The 26,095-nt window shown below is 71.4% G+C and carries 19 protein-coding genes and 1 tRNA gene; 12 read left to right on the top strand and 8 right to left on the bottom strand.

The annotated features are described in order from the left end of the window. Window positions 1–10: 10 nt before the first annotated feature. The 3 genes from BCD48_RS38315 to BCD48_RS38325 all read right to left on the bottom strand — a co-directional run bounded on the left by BCD48_RS38315 (window position 11) and on the right by BCD48_RS38325 (window position 4,194). Window positions 11–406, bottom strand: coding sequence for a cold-shock protein (locus tag BCD48_RS38315; RefSeq protein ID WP_071053296.1), 396 nt, complete (start codon window positions 404–406; stop codon window positions 11–13). Window positions 407–640: 234 nt separating this feature from the next. After that, window positions 641–2,068 carry an ATP-dependent sacrificial sulfur transferase LarE gene (gene larE, locus BCD48_RS38320; protein WP_071053297.1) on the bottom strand — a complete coding sequence of 476 codons (1,428 nt, stop codon included), beginning with the start codon at window positions 2,066–2,068 and terminating at the stop codon, window positions 641–643. 263 nt (window positions 2,069–2,331) lie between these two features. After that, window positions 2,332–4,194: a serine/threonine-protein kinase gene (locus tag BCD48_RS38325; protein WP_071053298.1), complete on the bottom strand. Its 1,863-nt coding sequence runs from the start codon at window positions 4,192–4,194 to the stop codon at window positions 2,332–2,334. Between the two features lie 714 nt (window positions 4,195–4,908). Here BCD48_RS38325 and BCD48_RS38330 point away from each other — a divergent pair. Together BCD48_RS38330 and BCD48_RS38335 are read left to right on the top strand one after the other, a co-directional pair. Next, the gene (locus BCD48_RS38330; protein ID WP_071053299.1) at window positions 4,909–5,787 is read left to right on the top strand and encodes a DNA-formamidopyrimidine glycosylase family protein; all 879 of its coding nucleotides are present in this window, start codon (window positions 4,909–4,911) and stop codon (window positions 5,785–5,787) included. Window positions 5,788–5,884: 97 nt separating this feature from the next. Continuing rightward, window positions 5,885–6,229, top strand: coding sequence for a rhodanese-like domain-containing protein (locus BCD48_RS38335; RefSeq protein WP_071053300.1), 345 nt, complete (start codon window positions 5,885–5,887; stop codon window positions 6,227–6,229). Between the two features lie 62 nt (window positions 6,230–6,291). Here the strand turns inward: BCD48_RS38335 and BCD48_RS38340 are convergent, their stop codons facing one another. Continuing rightward, the gene (locus BCD48_RS38340) at window positions 6,292–6,933 is read right to left on the bottom strand and encodes a TetR/AcrR family transcriptional regulator (protein WP_241842321.1); all 642 of its coding nucleotides are present in this window, start codon (window positions 6,931–6,933) and stop codon (window positions 6,292–6,294) included. A gap of 247 nt (window positions 6,934–7,180) precedes the next feature. Here BCD48_RS38340 and BCD48_RS38345 point away from each other — a divergent pair, with 247 nt between their 5' ends. Next, complete coding sequence (locus BCD48_RS38345) at window positions 7,181–7,936, top strand: HNH endonuclease family protein (RefSeq protein WP_071053302.1); 756 nt, start codon at window positions 7,181–7,183, stop codon at window positions 7,934–7,936. A gap of 1,307 nt (window positions 7,937–9,243) precedes the next feature. Here BCD48_RS38345 and BCD48_RS38350 read toward each other — a convergent pair. Then, window positions 9,244–9,326 (bottom strand) — tRNA-Leu (locus BCD48_RS38350). A gap of 451 nt (window positions 9,327–9,777) precedes the next feature. Between BCD48_RS38350 and BCD48_RS38355 the strand changes: the two genes are divergently transcribed. The 8 genes from BCD48_RS38355 (at window position 9,778) to BCD48_RS38390 (ending at window position 21,028) form a co-directional block, all read left to right on the top strand. Continuing rightward, entirely contained in the window at window positions 9,778–11,400 is a 1,623-nt protein-coding gene (locus BCD48_RS38355; protein ID WP_071053303.1) for an FhaA domain-containing protein, read from the top strand. 6 nt (window positions 11,401–11,406) lie between these two features. Further along, window positions 11,407–11,955, top strand: coding sequence for an FHA domain-containing protein FhaB/FipA (locus BCD48_RS38360; RefSeq protein ID WP_071053304.1), 549 nt, complete (start codon window positions 11,407–11,409; stop codon window positions 11,953–11,955). Further along, a complete protein-coding gene (locus BCD48_RS38365) occupies window positions 11,952–13,322 on the top strand; it encodes a PP2C family protein-serine/threonine phosphatase (RefSeq protein WP_071053305.1) in 1,371 nt (456 codons plus the stop codon). Before BCD48_RS38360 ends, BCD48_RS38365 begins: the two co-directional genes overlap by 4 nt. Then, window positions 13,319–14,977, top strand: coding sequence for an FtsW/RodA/SpoVE family cell cycle protein (locus tag BCD48_RS47865; RefSeq protein WP_083419834.1), 1,659 nt, complete (start codon window positions 13,319–13,321; stop codon window positions 14,975–14,977). The genes BCD48_RS38365 and BCD48_RS47865 overlap by 4 nt, the downstream gene beginning before the upstream one ends. Before the next feature lie 46 nt (window positions 14,978–15,023). Beyond that, window positions 15,024–16,475, top strand: a complete 1,452-nt coding sequence (locus tag BCD48_RS38375) for a peptidoglycan D,D-transpeptidase FtsI family protein (protein ID WP_071053306.1) — start codon at window positions 15,024–15,026, stop codon at window positions 16,473–16,475. Next, window positions 16,472–18,205 (top strand): serine/threonine-protein kinase, encoded by a 1,734-nt coding sequence (locus BCD48_RS38380; protein WP_071053307.1) that lies wholly within the window; start codon window positions 16,472–16,474, stop codon window positions 18,203–18,205. Before BCD48_RS38375 ends, BCD48_RS38380 begins: the two co-directional genes overlap by 4 nt. Then, the gene (gene pknB, locus BCD48_RS38385; protein WP_071053308.1) at window positions 18,198–20,282 is read left to right on the top strand and encodes a Stk1 family PASTA domain-containing Ser/Thr kinase; all 2,085 of its coding nucleotides are present in this window, start codon (window positions 18,198–18,200) and stop codon (window positions 20,280–20,282) included. The genes BCD48_RS38380 and pknB overlap by 8 nt, the downstream gene beginning before the upstream one ends. 95 nt (window positions 20,283–20,377) lie before the next feature. Next, the gene (locus BCD48_RS38390) at window positions 20,378–21,028 is read left to right on the top strand and encodes an aminodeoxychorismate/anthranilate synthase component II (RefSeq protein WP_071053309.1); all 651 of its coding nucleotides are present in this window, start codon (window positions 20,378–20,380) and stop codon (window positions 21,026–21,028) included. A 116-nt stretch (window positions 21,029–21,144) separates the two neighbouring features. On the opposite strand, the gene BCD48_RS38395 is transcribed toward BCD48_RS38390, so the two are convergent. Further along, complete coding sequence (locus tag BCD48_RS38395; RefSeq protein ID WP_083419835.1) at window positions 21,145–21,939, bottom strand: DUF881 domain-containing protein; 795 nt, start codon at window positions 21,937–21,939, stop codon at window positions 21,145–21,147. A 322-nt stretch (window positions 21,940–22,261) separates the two neighbouring features. Here BCD48_RS38395 and BCD48_RS38400 point away from each other — a divergent pair, with 322 nt between their 5' ends. Then, window positions 22,262–22,525 (top strand): cell division protein CrgA, encoded by a 264-nt coding sequence (locus tag BCD48_RS38400; RefSeq protein ID WP_071053310.1) that lies wholly within the window; start codon window positions 22,262–22,264, stop codon window positions 22,523–22,525. A 285-nt stretch (window positions 22,526–22,810) separates the two neighbouring features. Here BCD48_RS38400 and BCD48_RS38405 read toward each other — a convergent pair whose 3' ends face one another. Both BCD48_RS38405 and BCD48_RS38410 read right to left on the bottom strand, forming a co-directional pair. Continuing rightward, entirely contained in the window at window positions 22,811–23,191 is a 381-nt protein-coding gene (locus BCD48_RS38405; RefSeq protein WP_071053311.1) for a hypothetical protein, read from the bottom strand. Window positions 23,192–24,049: 858 nt separating this feature from the next. Further along, complete coding sequence (locus BCD48_RS38410; protein ID WP_071053433.1) at window positions 24,050–25,954, bottom strand: glycoside hydrolase family 15 protein; 1,905 nt, start codon at window positions 25,952–25,954, stop codon at window positions 24,050–24,052. Window positions 25,955–26,095: the final 141 nt, after the last annotated feature.

A 26,095-nucleotide genomic window follows, 5' to 3' on the forward strand; every position in this document is an offset into this window, starting at 1 on the left:
CGGGAGCGCCCTAGGCTTCGAACTCGCTGGCTACGGCGTGGACGACCTTGGCGACGCGCTGGGCGACGCGGCGGTCGGGGTAGCGACCGCGTCGCAAATCACGCTGGACCTCGTCGAGCATCTTGATCATGTCCTCGACCATGCTGTGCAGCTCGTCCGGGCTACGCCGGGCGGCCTGTGCCGCCGCCTTCGCGACCGACGGGGGCGCGGCGAGCACCCGGACGGACAGGGCCTGGTCGCCTTTGCGGCCGGCGGCGATGCCGAACTCGACGCGGTCGCCCGCGCGGAGCTTCTCGACACCGGGTGGAAGAGCCTCCTTGTGGACGAACACGTCGCCGCCGTCGTCACGGCTTAGAAAGCCAAATCCCTTGTCGACGTCATACCACTTGACCTTGCCGGTGGGCACGGGCGACCTCGTTCTGCGACACGACGGGATGGAACAGGGCCAAAGAAGGCGCGGCCACACGTACTTGGCCGCGCCTTCGCCGGCCTTCGCCCCAGGAAACCGGGACGGCTCGACCAGCCAACGACGGTCATCAGGCTATAGGGCGAGCGCCCGTCAGGCGCAGAGATTCCTTCTCCCCGCAGATCGGCTGGCCCGCGGCCGGCTCGGCTCGAAGCAGGAGCCAGGAGCCAACGGTCAGGAAAGTAGCTCGTTCATCGCGCCGGAACGGAAGCCACGCCGGTCGACCTCGACGGCGGGGAAACCCTCCACGACGGCGACCAGGTCCGGCCGGTCGGCGAGCACCGCCACCAGCCCGGCGTCCACCTCGATCCGCGCGCGATCGCCCAGGTCGCGCACCCGCAGGTCGCGGACGTCGAGCCCGGCCTCCGCCAGCGCGTGCCGCAGCGCCCCCTCGGCCCGCTCGACCCGCTCGAGCCTGCGGGGCGTCACCTCGATGCCATAGGCGATCCGGCTGGCGAGGCAGGCGGCGGCCGGCTTGTCAGCGGTGACGAGCCCGAGCCGGCGCGAGGCGGCACGCACCTGGCGCTTCGTCAGACCGGCGTCGAGCAGCGGGGTGGCGGCCCCGCGCTCGGCCGCCGCCCGGATGCCGGGGCGGAACCCGGCGACGGCGTCGTCGGCGTTGGTCCCGGTGACGACATGCGCGAGGCCCAGCTCGGCCGCGAACGGCAGGAGAGTCTCGGTGAGCTCCGCCTTGCAGAAGTAGCACCGGTCGGCACCGTTCGCCCGGTAGCCGGGCCGGGACTGCTCGTCGGTCGCGGGCAGTACGTGGCGCACGCCCAGGTCGCTGGCGAGCGCGCGCGCGCCGGCGAGCTCCGCCGCTGGCAGCGACGGCGAGACGGCGGTCGCCGCGACGACGGCGTCCGGACCGAGCGTGCGCGCCGCCCACGCGAGCAGGAAGGCGGAGTCGGCGCCGCCGGAGAAGGCTACGAGTACCGAGCCAAGGTCGGTCAGCCGCGCGGACAGGTCCGCGAGCCGCCGGTCGAGCACGGTGTCGGCCAGCCAGTCGGGAAACTCGGCGAGCGCGCCCAGCACCACGTCGGCGCCCGCGGCCGCGAGGGCGGCCGCGTCGTGCGGCCCAGTTGTCAGCCCGATGGCCAGCGCGCCACCGGCTCGAGCCCCGATCATGTCGCCCTCATGGTCGCCGACGAAGATGTTGACGCCGTATTCGCGGATCGCGTCACCCTTGGCGGTGGCATACCGGTTACCGACGACGACGTCCGGCTCGATGCCGATCGCCGCGAGACTGGCGCGTGCCTGCGGCTCGTTCTTGGCGGTGACCACGACCATCCGGCCGCCCTCCCGGCGCACCGCCTCAACGGCTTCCCTGGCGCCAGGCATCCGCTCGGAGACCGGGACAGCGTGCACCGTGTACAGCTCGCGGTACAGCGCGGCGGCCGCGGCGACCTCGCCGGGCGGGAACCAGTTCGCGAGCTCGTCCTCCAGCGGCGGCCCCAGCCGGCTGACGGCCAGCTCCCCGTCGACCGCGACGCCCGTACGCGCCGAGAGCTCGACGAATGTCGCCACGATGCCGCGGCGCGCGTCCAACAGCGTCAGGTCGAGGTCGAACCCGACAACCAGCGAAGAAGAAGCACCGTCTGACACCCCCTGAGCGTAACGACCGCTCTCCTCGGTCCGACCTGTTCGATGCGGCGGCGGGCGCTGGACGCGCCGCCCGCCGTCGGACGCTGAGCGTCCTCCCAGCGTGGTGCCGGGCACAGGCGTATGGCCGTGGTTCAGGTGGTGCCAGGTTGAGGACGTAGCTGGGTTGACGCAGCGCTAATGGCGCTGTCACGTTCTATGGCTGGTCGCGCGGACTAGTCGCGAGCGAGGCGGATCGCGGGCATGGGGTTCGGTCCGGCGGTGCCTCAGAGCTGGATGGTCACACCATCGCCGAGAAGGCCGTCGTGCAGCTCGAGACGCGATGGATGGGCGTCCGACGGGATGTCGAACACGAGCGTCCCGCTGACCTCCCCGCCCGGCTTGATCGAGTTCCAGAGGCTCTCCAAGAAGTACCAGCGGGAGCCCGAGTAGGCCTCGTGCTTGCCGCCGCTCTGGTCGAACATGAACTGCTGGTTGGCCACCAGACCACGCGCGGTGTTCCCGGTGTTGTGGACGCTCACCTTGACCAGGCAGTACTGCCCGTCCGGATGCTTCTTGATGATCACACCGATCTCGGTCACGCCGCAGCGCAGGTCCTTGATGATGAACTCCAGCGATCCGTCGCGGTAGACCCGCTCGGTGGGCGTCGGCGTCCCGGGCGCCGTCGGCTTCGACGTCCCGGACGAGCCAGAACCGTCGTCGCTGGACGCACCCGGGTTCAGCGCGATCGCGGCGATCGCCGCCGCTCCCAGGACGAGCAGCAGGACGGTGAGCCACAGCCCGACGCGGCTGCCACGGTTGCCCGGCCCACGCCGTCGCGCAGGCGGCGGACCGCCTGGCCCGCCGCCCGGTGGGCCGCCTCCAGGCCAGCGCCGTTCCCCCCCGACGGGGGTCGACGGCCGTCGCGGCGACACGATCTCCCCGGGGGCTCCGGGGTGGGCGGCCTGGCCCCGGTTGGGTGGGACGTACCCCTGGGCCGCTTCCCGGCTGCCCGGTGGGCGCTGACCCGTCGGGCCGTTGTTGGTGGCGCCGTAGCCGGGCGGCGCGACCCGCGTCCTGGGCAGCGCTCGGCCCTGGCCCGCGCCGCCTTGGTCCTGGCCTTGCTGACCGGGGCCTTGCTGACCGGGGCCGTGCAGATCTGGGCCGTGCAGATCTGGGCCGTGCAGATCTGGGCCGGTCAGTGCCGCCACGACGGGACCGGCCATCACGTCCGCCCGATCCGCGGCGAGCCCGAGCAGTTCTTCCCCGGGGGCGAGGCCCGCGCCGCCGGTCGGGCCCGTCTCGACGAGGGCGAGCAGCAGGTCGCGAGCGCTGGGGCGGGCGTCGGGGTCCTTCGCGAGCGCCGCGGCGACCACGCCGTACAGCGGCGGCACGAGGCCGGTCAGGTCGGGTTCGGCCGAGACGGTCCGGTAGGCGAGGTCGATGTCCTGCCCCTCGCCGAAGGGGTGCCGGCCGGTACCGGCGTAGGCCATGAGGATGCCCCAGGTGAACACGTCCGCGGCCGGCCCGATCGACTGCCCGTTGATCTGTTCGGGCGCCATCCAGCCCGCGGAGCCGAACCCCCACGACGTCGGCTTGGCCTTGCTGTCCGCCGCCACCGCCTGGGCGATGCCGAAGTCGATGACCCGGGGACCGGACAGTGACAGCAGCACGTTGCTCGGCTTGAGGTCACGGTGGATCAGCCCGGCCCGGTGGATCGCGGTCAGCGCGGTGGCCACCCCGACCGCGAGGCCGGTCAGCGTCGACGACATGAGCGGGCCGCCCCTGGCGATCGCCTGGTCCAGACGCAGGCCGTCGATGAACTCGGTCACCAGGTACGGCGCGGCCGCGTCGGGGTCGGCGTCGAGCACCTCGGCGGTGCAGAACGGGGCGACCCGGCGGGCGGCGGCCACCTCCTGGCGGAACCGGCGGCGGAACTCCTCGTCCGCCGCCAGGTCAGGCCGGATGACCTTCACCGCGACCAGCCGGCCGGCCGGCCCCCGGCCGAGGTAGACCGTCCCCATCCCGCCGGTTCCCAGCCGGCTGAGCAGGGCATACGGGCCGATCCGGCGCGGGTCGTGCGAGGCGAGATGCTCGCCCGGCACCCCGGAGGCCGGGCGTCGCGCCGCGCCCGCCACGTCCTCCGTCACCCGCGCCCCCGGTCTCCTGGCCCGATGACCCCGGTCACCCTCGCCGTCGTCCCGCCTGTTCTCGCATCCGCCTCGCCACGTCGCCTGCCAGTGAACACCGCCCGACCCGGCGCGACCCGCCAGCCGCAGTCTCCCTCATCACCCCGCTTCTCCGCCCCCCGCGTTCAGGTAGCCGACACACCGTCCCGTCCTCGTCCGCTGTTTCCTCGTCGTTACACGGCCTCTGCCCGTTCAGCCACGACTCCGGTTCGGCCGCCCCTTCGCCGCGGAGGCAACGGAGACTTCACAGAAATCCGAAGATTGGCTCAGGACGCCGGCAGATCGGGCAACGGCCTGTTGGGCTCCTCTGGCGGGAGGAACGAGACACGGCGACCGCAGCCCTCGCAGACAGCGTTCACGGTTCCCGGCTCCTCGTCAGAGGGAACGAGGTGAGCCAGCGGGACGATCCCCGAGCACCAGGGGCAGGCCAGCCACGGGCCATCAGTCAAGCCGTCATGGACCGAACCGCCAGCTGTCATACCTCCACGATCGCACGCGGTAGGGGACACTGGCCTCATGCCGGAGCTGCCCTGACCTTCCTGCCCCTGGGTCCCGTCTCCTGCTTCTGAATGAGTTGCCCGCGGGGTCCCCGCCGATTGGCTGCCGACTGGCACAGGCGCCGAACGCGCCGGCGGGCGCCAAACCCCGACCTAGCCAATCGGTGGGGGAGGTCCCATGCCGGAGCTGCCGGAGATGGAAGCGCTTGCGTCGGTCCTGAGGGAACGCGCGGTCGGCAAGGTGGTCGCGCGGGCGGAGCCGGTGGCGATCAACGCGCTGCGCACCGTATCTCCAGGGCCGGGCGACCTGCTGGACGCGACACTGGTCGACGCCACCCGGCACGGAAAGTTCCTGGATCTGGTCTTCGCCGCGGCGGGCGGCGAGCGGCTCGACCTGGTCGCCCACCTGTCCAGGGCCGGCTGGCTGCGCTGGAAGGAGAACCAACCGGCCGCGCCGGGCCGGGGCGGCCGCGGGGGTCTCGCCTTCCGGCTGGTGTTCACCGACGGGTCCGGCTTCGACCTGACGGAGGCGGGTACCCAGAAACGCCTCGCCGTCTACCTGGTGCGTGACCCGGCCCAGGTGCCGGGCGTCGCCCGGCTTGGGATCGACCCACTCGACGACGCGTTCACCGTCGACGCGCTCGCGGGACTGCTCGCCGCCGCCGGGCGCGCCCAGACAAAAGGGGTTCTCACCGACCAGTCGGTGCTTGCCGGCGTGGGTAACGCCTATTCCGACGAGGCGCTGTGGGCGGCACGGCTCTCGCCGTTCGCGCCGGCGAGCGGTCTTGGCGCCGAGCAGGTCTCGGCGCTGCACGCCGCGCTGGTCGGGGTGCTGCGCGCCGCGGTCGACGCGGCCGGCGGCCTGGGCGCCGCCGACCTGAAGGCGGAGAAGAAGGCGAACCTGGCCGTCCACGGCCGCACCGGGCAGGCCTGCCCGCGGTGCGGCGACACCGTACGCCAGGTCTCCTTCGCGGACCGGAGCCTGCAGTACTGCCCCACCTGCCAGACGGGCGGTCGGGTCCTCGCCGACCGCCGCCTGTCGCGCCTCCTCAAGTAGCGAAGGCCGAGGCACCTCCCCGCGCCATCGGCGGAGTGGCGCGCGGCGGGCCGGCCCCAGTCGCGAGACTGCCGCGGCGGGGTGCGAGGATGGCGACGTGGGATCTGACCAGGTGCCGACCGTCACGGTCGCCGACATTCCACCGGGAACCCCGGGCGAGCTGTTCCTGCTCGACGTGCGCGAGCCGGAGGAGTGGGCGGCCGGCCACATCGACGGGGCGGCCCACATCCCGATGGGGGAGCTCACCGGCCGTCTCGGCGAGGTCCCGCGCTCGGCGCGCGTGGTCGCGGTCTGCCGCTCCGGCAACCGTTCAGCCAGGGTCACCGCCTACCTGGTCGGCGGCGGCTGGGACGCCCACAACCTTGAGGGCGGCATGATGGCCTGGGCCGCGCTCGGCCGCCCGATGACGGCCGACACGTCCGTCCCACCCTTCGTCCTGTAGACGGCGGGTCTGCCCGCCGCGGACGTCTGCCGGCGGCTGCCCGCGTTCTCCCACCGGGCGGCTTACCCGAGCTCGGCGGTGGTCAGGGGCGCACCGGCCAGCTGGGCGAGCGAGACCGGCGGATCGTCGAGGCGGCTGTTGTGGTCGCTGGGACGCAGCGCATCGAGCATCAGGTCGACATAGCGGCGCCACGTGCCCTCGGCCGACGCGTCCGTGAGTTCGAGGATCACCCGCAACGCGCGTAGCAGGACGATCAGGTCCGCCAGCACCACATCCGGGCGCAGCAGTCTGACACGCTGAGCATCGGCGAACATCTCCCCGATCAGCGGCACCACCTCGTCGAAGACGGCCGCGCGGGTGCGTCCGGTCCAGAGCCGGCGGGAGACGAATGCCCAGCGGCAGGCGTCGTCACTCAGCCCGGTCACCAGGAACTCGCGCAGCGCCCGCCCGGGAGGCTGCGCCTCAAGAGCGGCGACGGCGAGTTCGCGCACCCGCGCGACCGCCGTCACGAGCGTCTCCTCCACGAGCGCGTCCTTGTTCGGGAACCGGCGGTACAGCGTTCCCATGCCGACGCCGGCGCGCCGCGCTATCTCGTCCACGCCGACGCTCAGGCCCTGCTCGACGAACAGTTCGCGGGCCGCCCGTAGGATGCGCTCCCGGTTCCGTTCCGCGTCGCGGCGCAACGGCCGGCCTGGCACAACCACCTTGACCACCTGCGAGCCCCCCACGTGCATGCGGCCACTGTAAGGGCCCCAAGCCGGCGGGATCGACCCGTTCGATCACACACCCGAATTCGTGGGTCGCAACCAGCACCAGAGGTGCCAAAGCTCACGATGGGGGCGGCTCGTGCATCTCGTCGGCTACCCGGAAAACTGGACCGATGAGGCAGACTGCCCACGGACGATCGGGCGGCAGCCGCACGGGCGGCGGACAAAGGACAGGCGGGCCTAGATGAGCAAGTTGGTGTCGCGACGAGTGAGCGTGGCGGCCGCCGTGGCATTGGTGGCCAGTGTGGTCGCCGCGATGCTGTTGACCTCGTGCGATGGGGTCCAGCAGGCCGTCGACAGTCTCGCGAGCGCGTCGCCCACGCCCGCGGACGGCGCGGCGACGGGCGGCGGGGGCGGAGTAGCCGCGGATGGCTCGGCGCTGGCGGTGCTGGCCACCTTGCAGGTGCAGCCGCTGAGCACCGAGAAGAAGTACCAGCGCGACGAGTTCGGCACCGCCTGGAAGGACGTCGACCACAACAGCTGTGACACCCGCAACGACATCCTGCACCGCGACCTGCGCTCGGTCACGGTCGGTAAGAGCGACGACTGCATCGTCCTCACGGGCGAGCTGACCGACCCGTACACCAACCGGATCATCCGCTTCAACCGGTCCAGGGACGCCTCGGCGGTACAGATCGATCACGTCGTCGCGCTCGCCGACGCCTGGCGCACCGGCGCGTACGCCTGGACCGACGACACGCGGCTGGCGTTCGCCAACGATCCGCAGAACCTGCTCGCCGTCGACGGCCCGACAAACATCAAGAAGAGCGACCAGGACGCGGGCGAGTGGCTCCCGCCCGCCAAGGGCTACCAGTGCACCTACGTCGCACGTCAGGTCGGCCTGAAGGCCCGCTACCACCTTTGGGTCACCCAGGCCGAGGCCGACGCCATGCGCGGCGTCCTGTCCACCTGCCCCGCCCAGCCCGAGCTCGGCGAATAACCCGAGCCGACGCCACCGGCGGCGCGAAGGATCAACGCCTTCGCGCCGCCCTCGGCCGGATCTCCTCCTCGGACGCACGCGCCGACGGACTGGCTCTCCGTGGTCCATGCGGGATGCGTCGACCAAGGCAGCGAACTCGTCCTTCAGCGGTCGAGACGGCGGCGGCTGGGCGGGTCACGGGTCGGTGTGCTGGTGTCGCCCCGCGCACCGGTGGCGAGCCGGTCCGAAGTCCGCGGACCGCCGTCGGCGCGTGGCGCGTCACGTAGGCCACCCGCGAGGTACCGGCGGTCACCGCCAGCCGTCCTTACCTCGGCAGCAGTCACCCGATTTCGAACACACCCGCAACAACCGCCCTCGATTCCACTCAGGTATCGGCGACGGCGACGAATTCTCCATCCCTGTCATCACGCCTCCCCCACCGGCAGCAATTCCATCCCCGCAATTCGGGATAAACACCCCGACCAGGCCCGTCTCGACAGGCGGGCCCGAATCGAAAGAAAGAAGGAAAGCAGCCAAACCGGCAAAATCGCCGCCGGCTCCACCCATCAGGGCCACCGGCACTCCGACGGCGGAGCCTGGTCCGACCGCCGCCCTTCACCCGTCGGAGATCGCCGGCAACCATTCGGCCGCGATCTCCAACACCCGCCTGGGTCCAGCGTCCCGACGGGTCAGAAACCACAGCCCGCTCTGGCACCCCCCGCGAGCCCGGGACGAACACGGAGCGAAACCCAGGACCGATCTCCGCCACCGCGCCACCACGGCCGACCGCACCCGCGCTGAAAACGGCATCCCAGCCAGGCCCCAGCCTTCTCCACGCCAGCCACTTGGCCGCCCAGCCCGGCGGGACCGGGAGGCAAAGCCCCAGCTCGACGCACGCCGCCCCACGACGACCGCGGGCACTCCACCCGAGAAACCAAGACCACCCACAGCACCGGCACCCGGTAACGCCAGCCTCAGTACCACCCCAATCAATGGACCAGGAGAAACAATCCCTCCACTCAGCCCCTGAACCTCACCCTCAAATCAACACCACAACCAAGACTCGAAGCACAGCAAGGAAGCACACCCAGCCAAACCTCAATTTCCGCAATGCTCAGAAAAACTCATCGCAACCCAAAAATTCAACCTGAACCAGCCACCACAAAAAGGCAAGGAACCAAAAAACGAAACCCACCCAAATCGTTCCGGGGGGTCCAGGGGGACGAAGCCCTCCCTGGCGCGGGGACCGGGGCTCGGCCCCGGAGCAATATAACGCGGGAGCCCGGGAGCAAATCCAAAGGATTCGCGAACAGGGAAGCCCGATCGCGTGGGCGAGGGGGGAGTTGAACCCCCACGTCCTTTCGGACACACGGACCTGAACCGTGCGCGTCTGCCATTCCGCCACTCGCCCGAGTGGTCTTATCTCGTGACCGGAGCTACCGTACCACGTCAGCGTGGGGCGCAGACGTGGGCCGCCCTCGCCGTCGGGCGCCGGGCGCGTGCCGGGACTGGCTGCGGGTCAGGCTGTATGGCGTGGGCGGCTGGGCTCGGGCCGACGCGGGCCGGCGGCGGACCGTGCGCTCCGGGGCGGACCTATGGCACCGGGGTCGGCGGGGTATCGATGAGACGACCTGCGCGAAGCGCCCGAAGACGGTGGCGCCCGGCGCCTCGTCCGATAGCGTCCCCTGCCGACCAGCGTCCCCTGCCGACCAGGCTGGCCACCACCCCGGCCCCAGACCACGACCGGCCCCGCCTACACACTGAACCTGTAACCAGTCCCGTCGGGCGCTCGACACCCGACGACGGGGGCGTTCTCACGCCCCCGTCATACGATCCACAGATCGGGCGAAGGGAGGTCGGGCATGGGCGTGCTGCAGCGCTTCGAACGCCGCCTGGGCGGCCTCGTGGAGGGCGCGTTCGCGAAGGTCTTCAAGGGCGGCGTCGAACCGGTCGAGATCGCGGGTGCCCTGGCGCGGGAGACCGACGACCGGCGGGCGATCAGTTCGAACCGGGTGCTGGTGCCGAACCAGTTCGCGGTGGAGCTGGCGAGCGGAGACTATACGCGTCTGGCGCCCTATTCCCGGGCGCTGTGTGACGAGCTGGCGGAGATGGTCCGTGAGCACGCGGCCGAGCAGCGGTACACGTTCGTCGGGCCGTTGAGCGTGAAGCTGTCGGAGGCGCAGGATCTCGACGTCGGTGTGTTCCGGATCCGCAGCAGCGTGGCCTCGGCCGATCCGGGGGTTGTCGCTGGCCCGCGCGGCGCCGGCCCGCGCGGCGGCGGCCCACGCGCGACGCCAGGTACCCCCCACCTGATGATCACGAGCAAGGATGCGCCGCCGGGGACGGAGCGGGAGTACGCGCTGACGGGCGAGTCGACGCTGATCGGCCGCAGTGTGGAATGCGATATCCGGCTTACGGACACCGGGGTGTCACGCCAGCACGGCGAGATCCGGAGCATGCCGGACGGCCATTTCCTCTATGTCGACGCCGGTTCGACGAACGGCAGCATCGTGAACGGCCGTCCGGCGACGCAGGTGAAGCTGGTCAACGGGGATCTGATCGAGCTCGGCAACGCGCTGATCACGTTCGTTCGGGAGGACGCGCGGCCGGCTCGGACGTCGACGCCGCCACCGGCGGACCCCTCCCGCCGCCCCGGCGGCCAGGAGCCGTATCGCCCACGTGAACGGGATCGCCGCCCCGAGCCGCCCTACGCGGACCGTTCCAACCCGCGCGCGGAGCCCTACCAGGACGCGCCGCCCGCCGGCCGGCCGGACCCGTACGCGGACCGGGATCGTCCCCACCCGCGTGGCGAGCCGTATCGAGACCGTTCCAACCTCCATGGAGAGCCCTTCCAGGACGCACCGACGCCGCCACCGCCACCGGCGGCGGCGGCGGCCCGGTCGGAACGGCCCATCCGGCCCGTCCGACCCGTCCGGCCCGTCCGACCGGATCGGCCAGGTCGGCCGGATCCATATGCCGACCGCTCCAGTCCGCCGCCGCGGGGTGAGCGCCATCGCGAGGACGCCCCCGGAACCCCGTCAAGCCCACGTAACGAGCCGTATCGAGATGCGGGCGGCCGGGACCCGCGCGACGGACGGGATGCCCGGGATGCCCGCTCCCGTCAGGATGCGGACGCCGATCTGTACCCTGATCGGGGAGACAACTATGGCTCCGGTCGCCGTGCCGACGGGCACCCCCGTGGACGCCCGGGCTCTGAACGCTATGGTTCTGAGCGGTTCAGCACCGAACGTCCCGGTGCTGAACGTCCCAGTACGGAACGTCCCGGTGCGCCGCGGGGAGCGAACGGTTTCGGCGGCCCCCCGGCCGACCGAGGTGGGCCCGGCCGCGGTGGTCGCGATGACCGTGCTCCCGACGAGATCTACGATGCCGACACCGAACTGCCCAGCGGGACCCCTGCTCGTCCTCGGCCCGACGACCACCGACGTCGGCCCGGCCCACCCCCTCCGAGCGACCGGAGCTGGTAAAGCCTGATGGATCCAACCCAGCCGAACGAGCTCGTCCTGCTGCTGGTGAAAATCGGTTACCTGACGTTGCTCTGGGCGTTCGTCCTGCTGGCGGTCCGCGCGGTGCGGGCGGACGTGCTCGGCCCGACGCGCCGACAGGCACGGCGTGGCGCGGGCGCGCCTGTCGGCCGTGGCCCCACCCCGCGAGGGCCGGCGAGGCCGCGAGTGGCTCAGCCACGGGCGGGCATACAGGTCCCGTCAGCACTGAACGCACCCAATGCATACCCGCCAAGCAAGCTCGTGGTCACAAAGGGCCCCCTAGCGGGCACAGTGATCCCACTAACTGGCGAACCGATCACCATCGGACGCGCGCCGGACTCGACGTTGGTTCTCGACGATGACTTCGCGTCCGGTCGACATGCGAGACTCGTCCCTCACGACGGGCGGTGGTTCGTCGAAGATCTCAACTCCACCAACGGAACGTTTCTCGAACACACGAAAGTGACCACGCCCATGCCGGTATCCCTCGGCGCGCCGGTCAGGATCGGCAAGACGGTCCTGGAGTTCCGCCGGTGAGCCTTCGGCTTCACTACGCGATCCGCTCGGACGTCGGCCACGTCCGAGAGGGCAACGAGGACTCGGCCTACGCCGGTCCCTACCTGCTTGCCGTCGCCGACGGCATGGGTGGTCACGCCGCCGGTGAGGTGGCGAGTTCGACGGTTATCTCCGCGCTCGCCGACCTGGATACCGAGATCGACGCCGACGACCTCCTCGAGGCCCTCGTCGCCGCCATGCATGACGCGAACGCGCAGCTACGCGCGATGGCTGCCCGGGACGGGACGCTCGACGGGATGGGCACCACGGTCACCGCGCTGCTCGCCTCCGGCGACCAGCTCGGCGTGCTGCACGTCGGGGACTCTCGCTGCTACCTCCTGCGCGACGAGGTGCTCAGCCAGGTCACGCACGACCACACGCTGGTGCAGGATCTCGTCGACCAGGGCCGGATCACTCCGGAGCAGGCGAACACCCATCCGCAGCGCTCGCTGCTCATGCGCGCGCTCGACGGCCGGGAGGTCGAGCCGGACCTCTCGGTGCGCCAGGTCCGGGTGGGCGACCGCTATCTGCTGTGCAGCGACGGCCTGTCCGGCGTCGTCAGCGGCGAGACGATCCTCGAGGCCCTGCTCGGGACGACCCCGCGGGACGCCGTGGACCGTCTGGTCGAGCTGGCGCTGAAGGGCGGCGGCCCGGACAACATCACGGTGGTCGTCGCGGACATCGTCGACGACGAGGAGTCGATGGAGGGCGCGCTGGTCGCCGGCGCCGCCGCGGAGAAGGGCACGGTCCCGGGCGCGACCGCCGCGCGGGTCGGCCCGAACCCCCGCGACCCGGACACCGACTCGGCTGCGGCCAAGGCCGCGCGGATCGGACGAGGCACCCAGCGCGGCGGATTGTCCGCCGAGGACTTCGCCGAGGGAGCGGGGCGGGGCCGCGGCGGGCGGCGCCTCATCTTCATCGGCGTGACGGTCGTCGTGCTGCTGGTCGTCACCGCGGTGGCGGGCCTGGCGTGGATGCGCGACCAGTACTACGTCGGCGTGCAGGACGACAAGGTCGCGATCTTCCAGGGCATCCCGAGTCTCGGCGCGCTGGCCCACCTCCACGCCACCTACGACCCGATCTCCACGATCGCTGAGCCGGACCGCAGCGCCGTGCGGTCCGGGGTGCGCGTGGACGACCTCAACGAGGCGCTGGACAAGGTCCATGGGCTGAAGAAGGTCCAGGACACTGACACCGACGAGTCCAACACGTCGACGTCCCCGAGTCCGAGCCCGACCGCGTCAGCGACCGTTCCGGGCTCCCCGGACCCGAGCGCGGCGGCGGCCTCGGCGGCCGCGTGCGCCACCAACCCGGCCTCCTGCCAGAGCGCACCCGTCTCGTTCCCATGACCCTGCCGCCTCGCCGGCAATGGTCCGCGAACCTCACGTCAGCCTTCGCCCGCGTCCCTTCGCCGCAGGGGGTAGAGCTACCCCCTTACCGGCGGAGCGAGCTGGTTCTGTTGGTGGCCGCGGGCATCCTGACGACCGCGGCGCTCTCCGCGCTGACGCTGGCGCATGACGGCCATCTGACCTACCACATCGCCACGTACGCGCTCGGGTTCTACGTGCTGTGGGGCTTTGTCCACCTGGCGATGCGCCGGTTCGCGCCGGCCGCAGATCCACTGCTGATGCCGCTGTGCGCTGCGCTCAACGGGCTCGGGCTCGTCATGATCTACCGGCTAGACCTGGCCAGGTCCGACGCCGCGAAGCAGGCCGGTCGCGCCATCCCACCCAGCGCGGCGCACACCCAGATCGTCTGGACCGCGCTGTCGGTCATCGTGTTCGCGCTGGTCCTGGCGCTGGTGCGCAACCACAGCACGCTCGCCCGCTACACGTTCACCGCGGGCCTGGCCGGCCTGGTGTTCCTGTGCCTGCCGGCGCTGCCGGGCATCGGCGCGACGATCAACGGCGCCAGGCTGTGGCTGCGGGTCGGCCCGTTCTCCTTCCAGCCGAGCGAGATCTCGAAGATCCTGCTGGCCATCTTCTTCGCCGGCTACCTGCGGACCTTCGGCGCGCTGATGTCGGCGCACGTGGTGACGAAGGCACGCAGGCGCTCGACCGGCAACGCCGCCGCCGCCCTCACCGGCGCGATCAGGCGGCTGCGGCCGGGGGCGCACGGCCCGGGCGAGCCGGCGGCGCCCGCCGACGTCACCGACTCGAGCGGCACGTACACCGGCGTCATCAGCCGGGTGTGGTCGAAGGGGCCACGTTTCTACGTGCCGGCGATCCTCACCTGGGTCGCCGGGCTCGGCGTGCTGGTCATCGAACGTGACCTGGGCTCGTCGCTGCTGTTCTTCGGGATGTTCCTGGTCGTCCTGTACGTCGCCAGCGAGCGGGCCCGGTTCGTCGTCGTGGGCCTTGGCCTGTTCATCGCCGCGGCCCTCGCCGCCTACCACCTGTTCAGCCATGTGCAGGTGCGGGTGGACATCTGGCTGCACGCGTTCGACGGGACGAACCCGAGCAACAAGTCCTACCAGTTGGTCCAAGGCCTTTACGGCTTTGCCGCGGGCGGGATCACCGGCACCGGCCTCGGCCGGGGCCATCCGAACAAGGTGCCGTTCGCGAACACCGACTTCATCATGGCCAGCCTCGGCGAGGAGCTGGGGCTCACCGGGGTCATGGCGATCCTGATGATGTACCTGCTGATCGTCGTGCGCGGGATGCGGGTGGCGCTGACCGCCCCGGACCCGTTCGGCAAGCTGCTGGCCACCGCGCTGGCCGCGACGCTGGGCATCCAGGTCTTCGTGCAGGTCGGCGGCGTGATGCGGCTGATCCCGCTGACCGGGGTCACGCTGCCGTTCGTCTCGTACGGTGGGTCGTCGCTGGTCGCGAACGCCGCGATCATCGCCCTGCTGCTGCGGATCAGCGATACGGTCCGCCGTCGTCAGGCAGAGGCGCAGGAGGTCCTGGAGGTCGAGCCCGACCAGGTCGCGAACGTGCAGACCGAGATCGTCCGCAGGGTCGAGGTTCCGGAGACCCAGGAGACCCATGAGCCAGCCGAGTAGTCCAGGCGACGCGCGGCGGTCCGGTCCGGACCAGCGCGCCGCGCACATGAACCGGCCGATCCGACGGGTCATGCTGGTCTGCGGCGCGCTGTTCGCCGGCCTGCTCGTCAACGCGAACTGGGTGCAGGTCGGCGAGCAGCGCAGTCTCAAGCAGGAGCCCACGAACAGCCGCGAGATCGCCGCCCGCCTGGACCGCCAGCGCGGGATGATCCTCGCCGGCTCCACCACGATCGCGTCGTCCACGCCGGTGGACGACGAGTTCAAGTACCTGCGTCAGTACGCGGACGGCCCGCTCTACGCGCCGTTGACCGGCTATTACGCGCTCTACAGCGCGACTGGGCTCGAGAGCACGCAGAACCTGTTCCTCAGCGGTGACGACGACCGGCTGCTGGCCAGCCGGGTGAGCTCGCTGTTCTCCGGCTCGGAGCGCAAGGGCGGTTCGGTGGTCACCACGATCGACCCGGCGATCCAGCAGGCCGCCTCGCAGGCGCTGGCGGGCCGCAAGGGCGCGGTGGTCGCTCTCGACCCACGCACCGGCGCGATCCTCGCCATGGTGACGGCGCCGACGTACGACCCGAACTCGCTGGCCAGCCACGACGTGGACACCGTCCAGCAGCAGTACAACACCCTCAGCGGCGACAAGGCCGAGCCACTGTTGAACCGGGCCGCGCAGCAGACCTACCCGCCCGGCTCCACTTTTAAGATCATTACTGCCGCCGCGGCCCTCTCCACCGGGAACTACAACCCGGATTCCGTGGTCCCGGCACCGGACCGGCTACCGCTGCCGCAGAGCACCGTCGAGCTGCCGAACTTCGGCGGCGAGCGGTGCGGCAACGGCCAGACCGACACGCTGATTCACGCCCTGGCGATCTCCTGCAACACCGCGTTCGCGCAGCTCGGCATGGACCTCGGCGGCGACAAGCTGCGGGAACAGGCCGATGCGTTCGGTTTCGACACCACGATCGACGGGTTCGAGCTGCCACAGGCCAAGAGCGTCTTCCCGGAGTCCCTGGACAAGCCGCAGACCGCCCAGTCCGCGATCGGCCAGTACAACGTGCGGGTCACCCCGCTGCAGATGGCACAGGTGGTCGCGGCGATCGCGAACGACGGGCGGATGATGAAGCCGTACGTCGTACAGGAGCTTCAGGGACCTGACCTCAAGCGGATTGCCCAGACCGAGCCGAAGGAACTCGGCCAGCCCATCAGCTCTCAGGTGGCCGACCAGCTGACTACCATGATGAAGTCCGTGGTCACGTCGGGTACTGGCCGGAAAGCACAGATCAGCGGCGTGTCCGTGGCAGGGAAGACCGGTACCGCCGAACATGGGGCGAACGAGCCGCCACACGCGTGGTTCGTTGGTTTCGCCCCAGCCGACAACCCCACCATCGCCATCGCCGTCGTCGTTGAGGACGGCGGCGGAGAAGTCGGGACCGGCGGTGCCATCGCTGCCCCGATCGCGCAGAAGGTCATGCAGACCGCATTGGACGTTCGAGGATGAACAACCCGTCGGGTCAGCCCACCCACCAGCCATCCCAGCCGTTCGCCGGAGCCGTTCCGCCGAACACCGTTCTCGACAACCGCTACCGCCTCGACGGCCGGATCGCCACCGGCGGCATGGGCGAGGTATGGCGGGGCGTCGACCAGACCCTCGGCCGGCCGGTCGCGGTCAAGCTGCTGCGCCCGGAGTATGCCAGCGACGAGTCCTTCCTCGTCCGCTTCCGCGGCGAGGCCCGCCATGCCGCCCGGCTCTCGCATCCGGGCATCGCCTCCGTCTACGACTACGGCGAGGTCGCGACCGTCGACGACCACCCGACGGCCTACCTGGTGATGGAGCTGGTCGAGGGCGAGCCGCTGTCGGCGGTCCTGCACCGGGAGAAACGGCTCTCGCCCGAGCGGATGCTCGACATCCTCGGGCAGGCGGCGGACGCGCTGGAGGCCGCGCACGCGCTCGGCATCGTGCACCGCGACATCAAGCCGGGCAACCTGCTGATCCGCACCGACGGCGCGGTCAAGGTCACCGACTTCGGCATCGCGCGGGCAGTCGACGCAGCCCCGCTGACGGCGACCGGGATCATGATGGGCACGGCGTACTACGTCTCGCCCGAGCAGGCGTCCGGACGCCCGGTCACCCCGGCCAGCGACGTGTACTCGCTGGGCGTGGTCGCCTACGAGTGCCTCGCCGGGCGCCGGCCGTTCGACGACCGCAACCCGATCGTCGTCGTCATGGCGCACCAGCAGGACACGCCGCCGCCGCTGCCGGCCGACATGCCCTACCAGGTGCGCGCGCTGGTCGAACAGGCGATGGCGAAGAACCCGGCGCGCCGGCCGTCGTCCGCCGGCGCGTTCGCGCGCAGCGCCGCCGGCATCCGCCGCGAGGTGTTCGCCTCCGAGCCGCGCTGGGCCGCCGGCGCCGGCGTGAGCCCCGACATGACGGCACGCCACCCAGGCCCCTCGGGGCCGCCGCCGCGCGGCCGGACCAGAACGCCCTCCTGGGTGGCCGACAGTCCCTCCGGCGTTCCCGCCGGAGACTCGGCGGCTTACCCCGGCGGTGCGCGCCCCGGCTACCCCGTCGCGGCGCCCGTGGCCCAGGGTGGTCACGCCAATGCTGGAGGCCCCGGACGGGGCATCCCCAGCCCGGCGACGGCGCACCAGCCCGGCGCCACCGGCTACCAGCAGGGCGCGCCGGGCTACCAGCCTGGAGCGACGGCCTACCAGCCGGGCGGCGGCTACCAGCAGCGCGGCGGGACCGGTTACCAGCAGGGCGCCAACGGCTATCAACCCGCCGCCTACCAGCAGGAGCAGCCAGGGCACGCCGCCTACCAGCCGCCCCCGACGGCCTACCAGCCGGCCGCCGCCGGTTCCTGGCCACCCGGTGAGGCCGACGACCAGCTGGCCGAGACCGGGCTCGCGGTGGCACACCCGGCGGCGGCCGACGCCGAGGACGCCGAGCCGGGCGGCTGGCAGCCGGGCCGGGCGGCGAGCCGTCGGGCCGGCGCCGGCCGGGCGGGAGCCGGACGGGCCGGAGCCGCCGGCAGGCAGCGCCGGAGGCTGACCCTGCCGGTGTTGATCGTCCTGCTGGTGATCACAGTGGCTGTCACCGCGCTCATCACGCGCTCCCTCGCCGGCTCGAGAGGTTCCTCGCATGCGGCGGCCTCCATCACACAGGCGGTGACGACCGGCCCCGGTGGTGGTGGGATCGTCGTCGGGGAGGGAATCGCTGGTGTCTGATGTGACAGAGATGTACGGAACGGAGCCACGGATCATCGGTGGCCGGTACGAGCTGGGTGCCGGCATCGGCTACGGCGGCATGGCCGAGGTCTACCGCGGCCGCGACATCCGCCTGGGCCGGGACGTGGCCGTCAAGGTGCTGCGCTCGGACCTCGCACGTGACCCGAACTTCCTCAAGCGCTTCCAGCGGGAGGCGCAGTCCGCCGCCGGTCTGAACCATCCGGCGATCGTGTCGACCTACGACACCGGCGAGGACGTCATCAACGGCGTCCATCTGCCGTACATCGTCATGGAGTTCATCGAGGGACGCACGCTGCGCGAGGTGCTCCAGCAGGAGGGGCCGTTCCCCGAGCGCCGGGCGATGGAGATCACGTCCGACATCTGCGCCGCGCTCGACTACAGCCACCGCCTGGGCATCATCCACCGGGACATCAAGCCGGCGAACGTGATGCTCAGCCCGGACGGCTCGATCAAGGTGATGGACTTCGGCATCGCCAAGGCCAACAACGCGACGTCGTCGACGATGACGGCCACGCAGGCCGTCATCGGCACCGCCCAGTACCTCTCCCCGGAGCAGGCGCGCGGCGCCAAGGTCGACGCGCGCAGCGACGTCTACTCGACCGGTGTGCTGATCTACGAACTGATCACCGGCGAGCCGCCGTTCCGCGGCGACAACCCGGTCGCCGTCGCCTACCAGCACGTCCGGGAGCTGCCGGACCCGCCGTCGCGGCGCAACCCGCAGCTGTCCGCCACCGTGGACGCGGTCACGCTCAAGGCGCTGGAGAAGGAGCCGGACGACCGGTACGCGACTGCCGGGGAGATGCGCGACGACCTCGAGCGCGCGATCGCCGGCCGGCGTGTCTTCGCGCAGCTGCCCTCACCGCGGCCGGCCGCCGGCGGCGGGGCCTCCGCGGCGGCCACCCAGCTGGCCCCGGGCGGCTACGGCGACGACTACCGGGGTGGCGGCGGCGCCCGCTACGGCGACACCGGGTACCGCGACACCGGGTACCGCGACACCGGCTACGACGACCAGACGGGCCCCTACCCGAGCGGTAGCTACGGCGGTGGCGGCGACTACGACGACCAGCACACGCGGATCGGCGGCTACGGCGGCCGCTACGACGACGAGTTCGACCGAGCCGGCGCCCCCGGCGCGTCCGACCGCTACGGCCCAGGAGGCGGTCCGGCCGCACCGGAGCCCAGGCGCGGCTCCAACGCGTGGAAGTGGGTGCTCGCCGGGCTCGCGGTCGTGCTCACCTTCGTCGTCGTGTCGCTGGTAGCGACGTCGCTGTTCAGCAACAAGGGGGGCGGCGGCGACGGCGCGACCGGCGCTACCCAGGCGACGATCCCGCAGGGCCTGCTCCTCCAGTCGCGGGAGGTGGTACAGAACCAGCTGAGCGACCTGGGCTTCACCAACATCACGGTCGACCGGGTCAAAACCGCCGACGCTCCGACGGACGTGACCGAGCCCGTCACCAAGATCGACCCGGTCGAAGGCAGCAAGATCGACAAAACGGCGAAGATCACGCTGACAGTCGCGGTCCCGCCGGACTCGGTCGAGGTCCCGGATGTCACCGGCATGAGCAGGAACGACGCGGTGAACATCCTGACCCAGAAGGGCTTCCAGCCCGATCCCGAGGACTTCATCGGCCAGGCCACCCAAAAGGCGGGCACGGTGGAGAAGACCGACCCGGCGGGCGGCCAGCCATGGCCCAAGGGCAGCAGCGTCAAGGTCTACGTCGTCAGTTCGAAGGTCAACGTCGGCGACTACGTCGGCCGGGATGTCTCCATCGCGCAGTCGGAGCTGACCAGCCTCGGCCTGAAGTACACGATCAGCGAGCGGGCCATCGCCGACCAGCCGGCGGGCACCGTCCTCGACCAGAACCCGAGGAACGCGACCGTCAACCGCGGCGACACGATCACTCTGGTCGTCGCGGCGCAGGCGGCCCCGACCGAGACGCCCTCGCCGACGGTCACGCCAAGCACCAAGCCGCCCACCAGCGGGCCGCCGACCGAGACGCCCACCTCGCCCGCCGGCGGCACCGGGGCGCCCACCACCGCCGCGACTGGCGGGTAGCGACAACAGGCACTGACGCATCGGCGGCTCGGCCCTGGTCCGCCAGGGCCGAGCCACCGGGATTACCCGGAAGACAAGTGGGAAGCGGGAGCGGCATGCGCATCCTGGTCGTCGACAACTACGACTCCTTCGTCTTCAACCTCGTTCAATACCTGGGGCAGCTTGAGGCGGAGTGCCTGGTGCGACGCAACGACGAGGTGGAGCCGGAGCTCGTCGGCGAGCTGGGGGTGGACGGCGTGCTGCTCTCCCCCGGTCCGGGCACGCCAGAGGCGGCGGGCGCCACCATCCCGATGGTGATGGCCGCCGGGTCGGCCGGCCTGCCCGTGTTCGGCGTCTGCCTCGGGCACCAGGCGATCGGGGTCGCGTTCGGCGCGACCGTCGACCGCGCGCCCGAACTGCTGCACGGCAAGACCTCGGTCGTCCACCACGACGGCGCCGGGGTGCTCGCGGACCTGCCGAGCCCGTTCATCGCGACCCGCTACCACTCGCTCGCGGTGGAGGAGTCGACCCTGCCGGCGGAGATCGAGGTCACCGCCCGGACGGAGAGCGGCGTCGTGATGGCCATGCGGCACCGGACGCTGCCGATCGAGGGCGTGCAGTTCCACCCCGAGTCGGTGCTCACCCAGGGCGGCCACCTGATGCTCGCCCGCTGGCTCGAGTCCTGCGGTGACGGCGGTGCCGCCCGCCGGCTGGCGCCCGGGCTGTCCACCGAGGTCGAGACCCTGCGCCAGGCCGCCTTCGCCTGAACCTGGCAGACATGATCGCGGTTTCAGCCCTCAGGTGGTTGTAATCACCGCCGTTCACGACCATCAGAGGACGCTACCGGCGATCACGCCAACGGACTGATCTGGCGGTCACGGCACTACTCGGGCAGCGGGGTGGCGTAGCGCGCGCTGGGCAGGCTCGCGGCCGGGAAGGTGGCGTTCGTGACCATCTCGACGTCGTAGCCGAGGCCATAAGCGGCGACGTACTGGCGGTACAGCGCCACGTCGGCGTCGTCCTCAAGGGCGGTGCTGAGGCGGTTCTGATCGCCGATCGCCGAGATCACAAACGGCGGGGCGTAGACGCCGTCCTCCAGCCGCAGTGTGTTCCCGACGCACCGGACCGCGGTGCGCGCGGTCACCCGTATCCCCATGATCGTCATGGCCCGTGCCCCGCCGGCCCAGAGCGCGTTGACGACCGCCTGCACATCCTGCTGGTGCACGACGAGGTCGTCCGCGACCGGCGGTCGCAACCCGGGCTGCCATGGCCCGGCGCGCCGCTCCCGCGGGGTGTCATCCAGCGTCACGGTCACCGCCGCTCCGTGAGTCTCGGCGAGGCCCGCCTGTTCCAGCGCACCGGCTGGAGGTGCCTGCGCGGCCCTGGTAGGAGCGGCGGTGGCGGGCGGCGTGCCCGGGCCGTCCGCGCGTAGCTGGGCGAGCCGCCCGCGCGCCCGGTCGACACCCGCCCGGTCGGCGGCGACGACGTCGGCGAGACCGGCCCCGTAGGAGCGCGGATCGCCACGGACGGACGCGCTCCCGCCGTCCTCGCCCGCGGTCACCCCGGCGAGCGCGACGACGAGACCGGTGAGCCCGGCGCCAAGCACCCCCGCCAGCCGGCGCCGTGGGGAGGCACCCAGCGGGTGTAGCCGGTCCACCCGCCGCGCCGTCCACCGCACACGCGTCACCCTCCTACGGTGAGGACAGTCGCGTCCATCTTGCCGGCCCGCACGGAGCGTCCTTCCCGCGCTGGTCGCCAAGCCCTTTCCGGCCTGGTCGACTCCGGCCTGTCCGGCCTGGTCGACGCCTTGTCCCCGACCGAGTGGTTCGCGGCACCCCGGGTTCCCCCCGGCGGACCCGGTGAGAGCCCCGGACTGGCTGCCTCGCGATGCCGACACCGAAGGCGCCGATAGCGGCCAAGCCCTTACATAGCGAGTCGGTGGGGGTGGGAGGGTAGCCTTCTCGCAGTGTTTGTGTAGCCCCCGACGAGGAGAATCTTCCGTGCCCGAGTCGCGACGTCGCAAGCCGAAGAAGTCCACCTCGGCCCGTCCCACCACGACCGTCGCCGCGAAGCGCCGGGCGCCCTCGCCACGCTGGTTCGGCGGTATGATCCTGGCGTTCTTCCTGATCGGGATCGCCTACCTGCTGACGTACTACTTCTCCAACGGCGGCGTCCTGGGGATGGAGTCGCTGGGTGGGTGGAACATCCTGATCGGATTCGGTTTTGTGGTAATTGGCCTGGGCGTGGCCACCCAGTGGCACTAGTCGCCATCGCGCGACACCAGGAAACGTCCGGCGCCGCGGCCCGGCTGGTCGTGGCGCCCCCGGCGAAGTTGCACGGCTGAGATTTATCCACAACCGTTGTCCACATGTGTGGATAGAGGTCCACCATAACGACGGAACACAAAGTAGTGGCCTAGCTACCCAATGTGGTCACGTCCGAACGCCTCAGCCGATCCCGACGCTCGCGTCGGTACCCTCACGGCCCCAAACACCGTGCACGCCAAGAGCCCGGGCCCGGGGCGGCCGAGCGCGAGCGCGCGGGAGGCGTCAGAGCACGGACGCGGGGGTCGTGCCGGGAGCGATCGCGGCGAGGATCCTGGCCACCGTCTCGTCCGGGTCCTCGACGCCGATGATGAGGCGCTCGAACTCGCTGCCGGGGGCGAGCACGACGACGACCGCCGGCCGGCCGCGGTAGATGGCGACGAAGTCCTTGCCGCCGCGATGGCGCCAGGTGCCGATCGCTATCACCGCGGGCACCCCCGTCCCCGGGGCGCGGATGCCGCGCAGCTCGCCGAACGGGTGCGGCGAGACGCGCACGTCGGCGATCTCCCCGAGGGCCGCCGACACGTCCCCGCGCAGCGCGGCGAGCCGCTCCTTCTGACTGAGAACGACCTCGACCCGGCCGCCCGCGACCTCCACCTTCGCCACGCGTCCATGCTAGAAGCAGCGCGGCCATACGCAGTAATCGACGCGTCTGCGCGTTATGCCGGTTCGGGCCACCCGGCTGCCGCGGCACAGCCTCGGGTCGGGTCGGACGGGGTTCGGGTCGGGTCGGACGGGGTTGGGCGGGAAGGTTGCTTGCTGGTTCGCTCCGTCCGGGCACGGCCCTCCGGCAGCCCGCTCGCCTGGCGGCTCGCGGGCTACCTCCGCGCCGTGTCCTCCTGCGCTCACGGGCGCTGCGGCGACCTCGCTGCGGCCCCCCTACATCGCTTCGCTCGTAGGAGGGCCTCCGCGAGGCGCGCCTCCGCGCCCAGCACGGTCACCCGCCGCTGAACGTCACGTCCGAAGCAGACCCATCCGTAGCGCCACTTCGCTTCGCTCGTAGAGACGTCCCGGAGCCCCGCCCACGAGCGCAGCGAAGTGGCCCCGCCCGGTGCGCGGCTTCGGCTTGGTGACGTACGACGGCACGCAACCGAGCTGGGCGCGGAGGCGCACCTCGCGGAGGCCCGGCCCACGAGCGAAGCGACGTGGGCCGGGCCGCAGCGAGGTCGCCGGAGCGCCCGTGAGCGCAGGAGGACACGGCGCGGAGGTCCCTTGGGAGCGAAGCGAGTAAGGGGCCGTAGCGCCGTGCCCGCACGGAGCGAACCAGCAACAACCTTCCCGACCGGCCCGAGACTCGTTCCAGAGCGAACCAGAAACAACCTTCCCGCCCAACCCCGGCCGACTCCGACCCCGACCCATCTCCGCCAACCAACTCGACGGGAAGCGAAGCGAGTACGGGGCCGGAGCGCGCCGCCCGCACGGAGCGAACCAGCAAGCAACCTTCCGGACGGAGCGAACCAGAAATTAGGTGGAGGGCGACGGTCGGGCGTAGGCTTCGGCGTCCTCGGCGCGAATGACGTACATCACCGCGGTGATCAGCGCAAGGTGGGTGAACGCCTGCGGGAAGTTGCCCAGATGGCGCCCGGTCGCCGGGTCGACCTCCTCGGCGAACAGGTCCAGCGGGCTCGCCATGGACAGCAGGCGCTCGCACAGCTGCCGGGCGCGGTGCAGCTCGCCGATCTCCACCATCGCGGACACCAGCCAGAACGAGCAGATCAGGAATGCACCCTCCTCGCCGCCCACGCCGTCGTCGGTCTCGTCCGTGCGGTAACGCAGCACGAGGCCGTCGACGGTCAGCTCGTCGGCGATCGCCAGCACCGTCGCCTTCACCCGGTCGTCGGAGGCGGGCAGGAAGCCGAGCAGCGGCACGAGCAGGGCGGACGCATCCAGCGACGTCGACCCGTAGTACTGGGTGAACACGCCGCGCTCGTCGACACCGTGCGCGCAGACGTCGGCGTGGATCTCCTCGGCGATGGTCTTCCAGCGGGCCGCGGACTTCAGGTCGCCGCGCATCTGCGCGAGCCGGCGGCCCCGGTCGAGCGCGACCCAGCACATCACCTTCGATGTGGTGAAGTGTCTGGGCTCGCCGCGCACCTCCCAGATGCCGCGGTCCGGTTCCCGCCAGTGGGTGGCCGCGGACTCGACGAGCCGGGCGAGCACCGGCCACAGCCGCTCCGAGAGGTAGTCACGCGACTTGGTGTGCAGGTAGACCGAGTCGAGCACGGTGCCCCACACATCGTGCTGGCGTTGCTTGTAGGCGTCGTTGCCGACGCGGACAGGGGTGGCCCCGTCGTAGCCGGACAGGTGCCCGAGCACCTGCTCCTGCAGGTCGGACTCGCCGCCGACCCGGTACATCACCTGGATGTCGCCGTTCTCCTCGCAGACGTCGGCGATGAACGAGAAGAAGTCGTTCGCCTCGTAGTCGAGCCCGAGCGTGTACAGGCCCCACAGCGCGAACGTCGAGTCGCGGATCCAGCTGTACCGGTAGTCCCAGTTGCGCTGGCCCCGGGGAGTCTCGGGCAGCGAGGTGGTCGCGGCCGCCAGCAGCGCGCCGGTGGGGGCGTAGGTGAGGCCCTTGAGGGCGAGCGCGCTGCGCTGCAGGTGCCGCCGCCAGGGATGGTCGGGGAACATGCCGCGCGAGAGCCACTGCCGCCAGAACTCGGTGGTGGACTCGACGGCCGCCATGGCCTGCGCGTAGGTCGCGGGCAGCATCGGCTCCTGCGCCCGCCAGGTGAGCGCCACGAACGCCGTGTCGCCCTCCTTGAGGGTGGTGCGCACCAGCGCGCGGCGGCCGTCGAAGCCGAGCCGCAGGTCGGTGCGCAGCCGCAGCGTGAGGCCGGTGTGGGCGTTGGAGATGACCCCGGACGCGTAGCCCTCGCCCTCGTACTCCCAGGACTCGGGCTGGCGGCCGTAGTCGAAGTTCGGCTCGCAGACGAGGCTCAGATCGACCTCGCCATGCTCGCAGCGCGCCGTGCGCAGCAGCACGTGCTCGGCATCCCAGTCCATCGGGGTGCGCCGGAGGGTCTTGGACCGGGCCGCGGTGCGGTGCCAGCGGCCGACGACCAGGCAGTCGGTGACGATCAGCCAGCCGTTCGGCGTCTGCCAGGTCGTCTCCATGACGTTGGTCCCCGGCAGGTAACGCCGGCCAGCCGGAATCATGATCCGTTCGGGGCCGAACCGAAATCCGCCGGCCGAGCGGTCCAGGATCGAGCCGAACACGCTGGGGGCGTCCGGCCGCGGCACGCACATCCACTCGACGTTGCCGCTGGGGGCCACCAGGCAGGACGTCTCGCAGTCCGACAGGAACGCGTACTCGGCGATCGGCGGGAATGGGCTGCCCCCGAGCCGACGTGTCGGTGAGTGTGCCACCGCGACCACCCCGTCTTTCCGCGGCCCGCGGGGACGCCGGGAAGAACCCTGTGCCTCGCGTGGCCCGCCCACTGCCTAATCCGTCGCCGGTCCTCGCGGCCCGTCACCCACCGGGGCCTCACCAGCCCCAGAACCATCGCT

The sequence above is a fragment of the Pseudofrankia coriaricola genome (assembly GCF_001854805.1).
Lineage (GTDB): Bacteria > Actinomycetota > Actinomycetes > Frankiales > Frankiaceae > Pseudofrankia.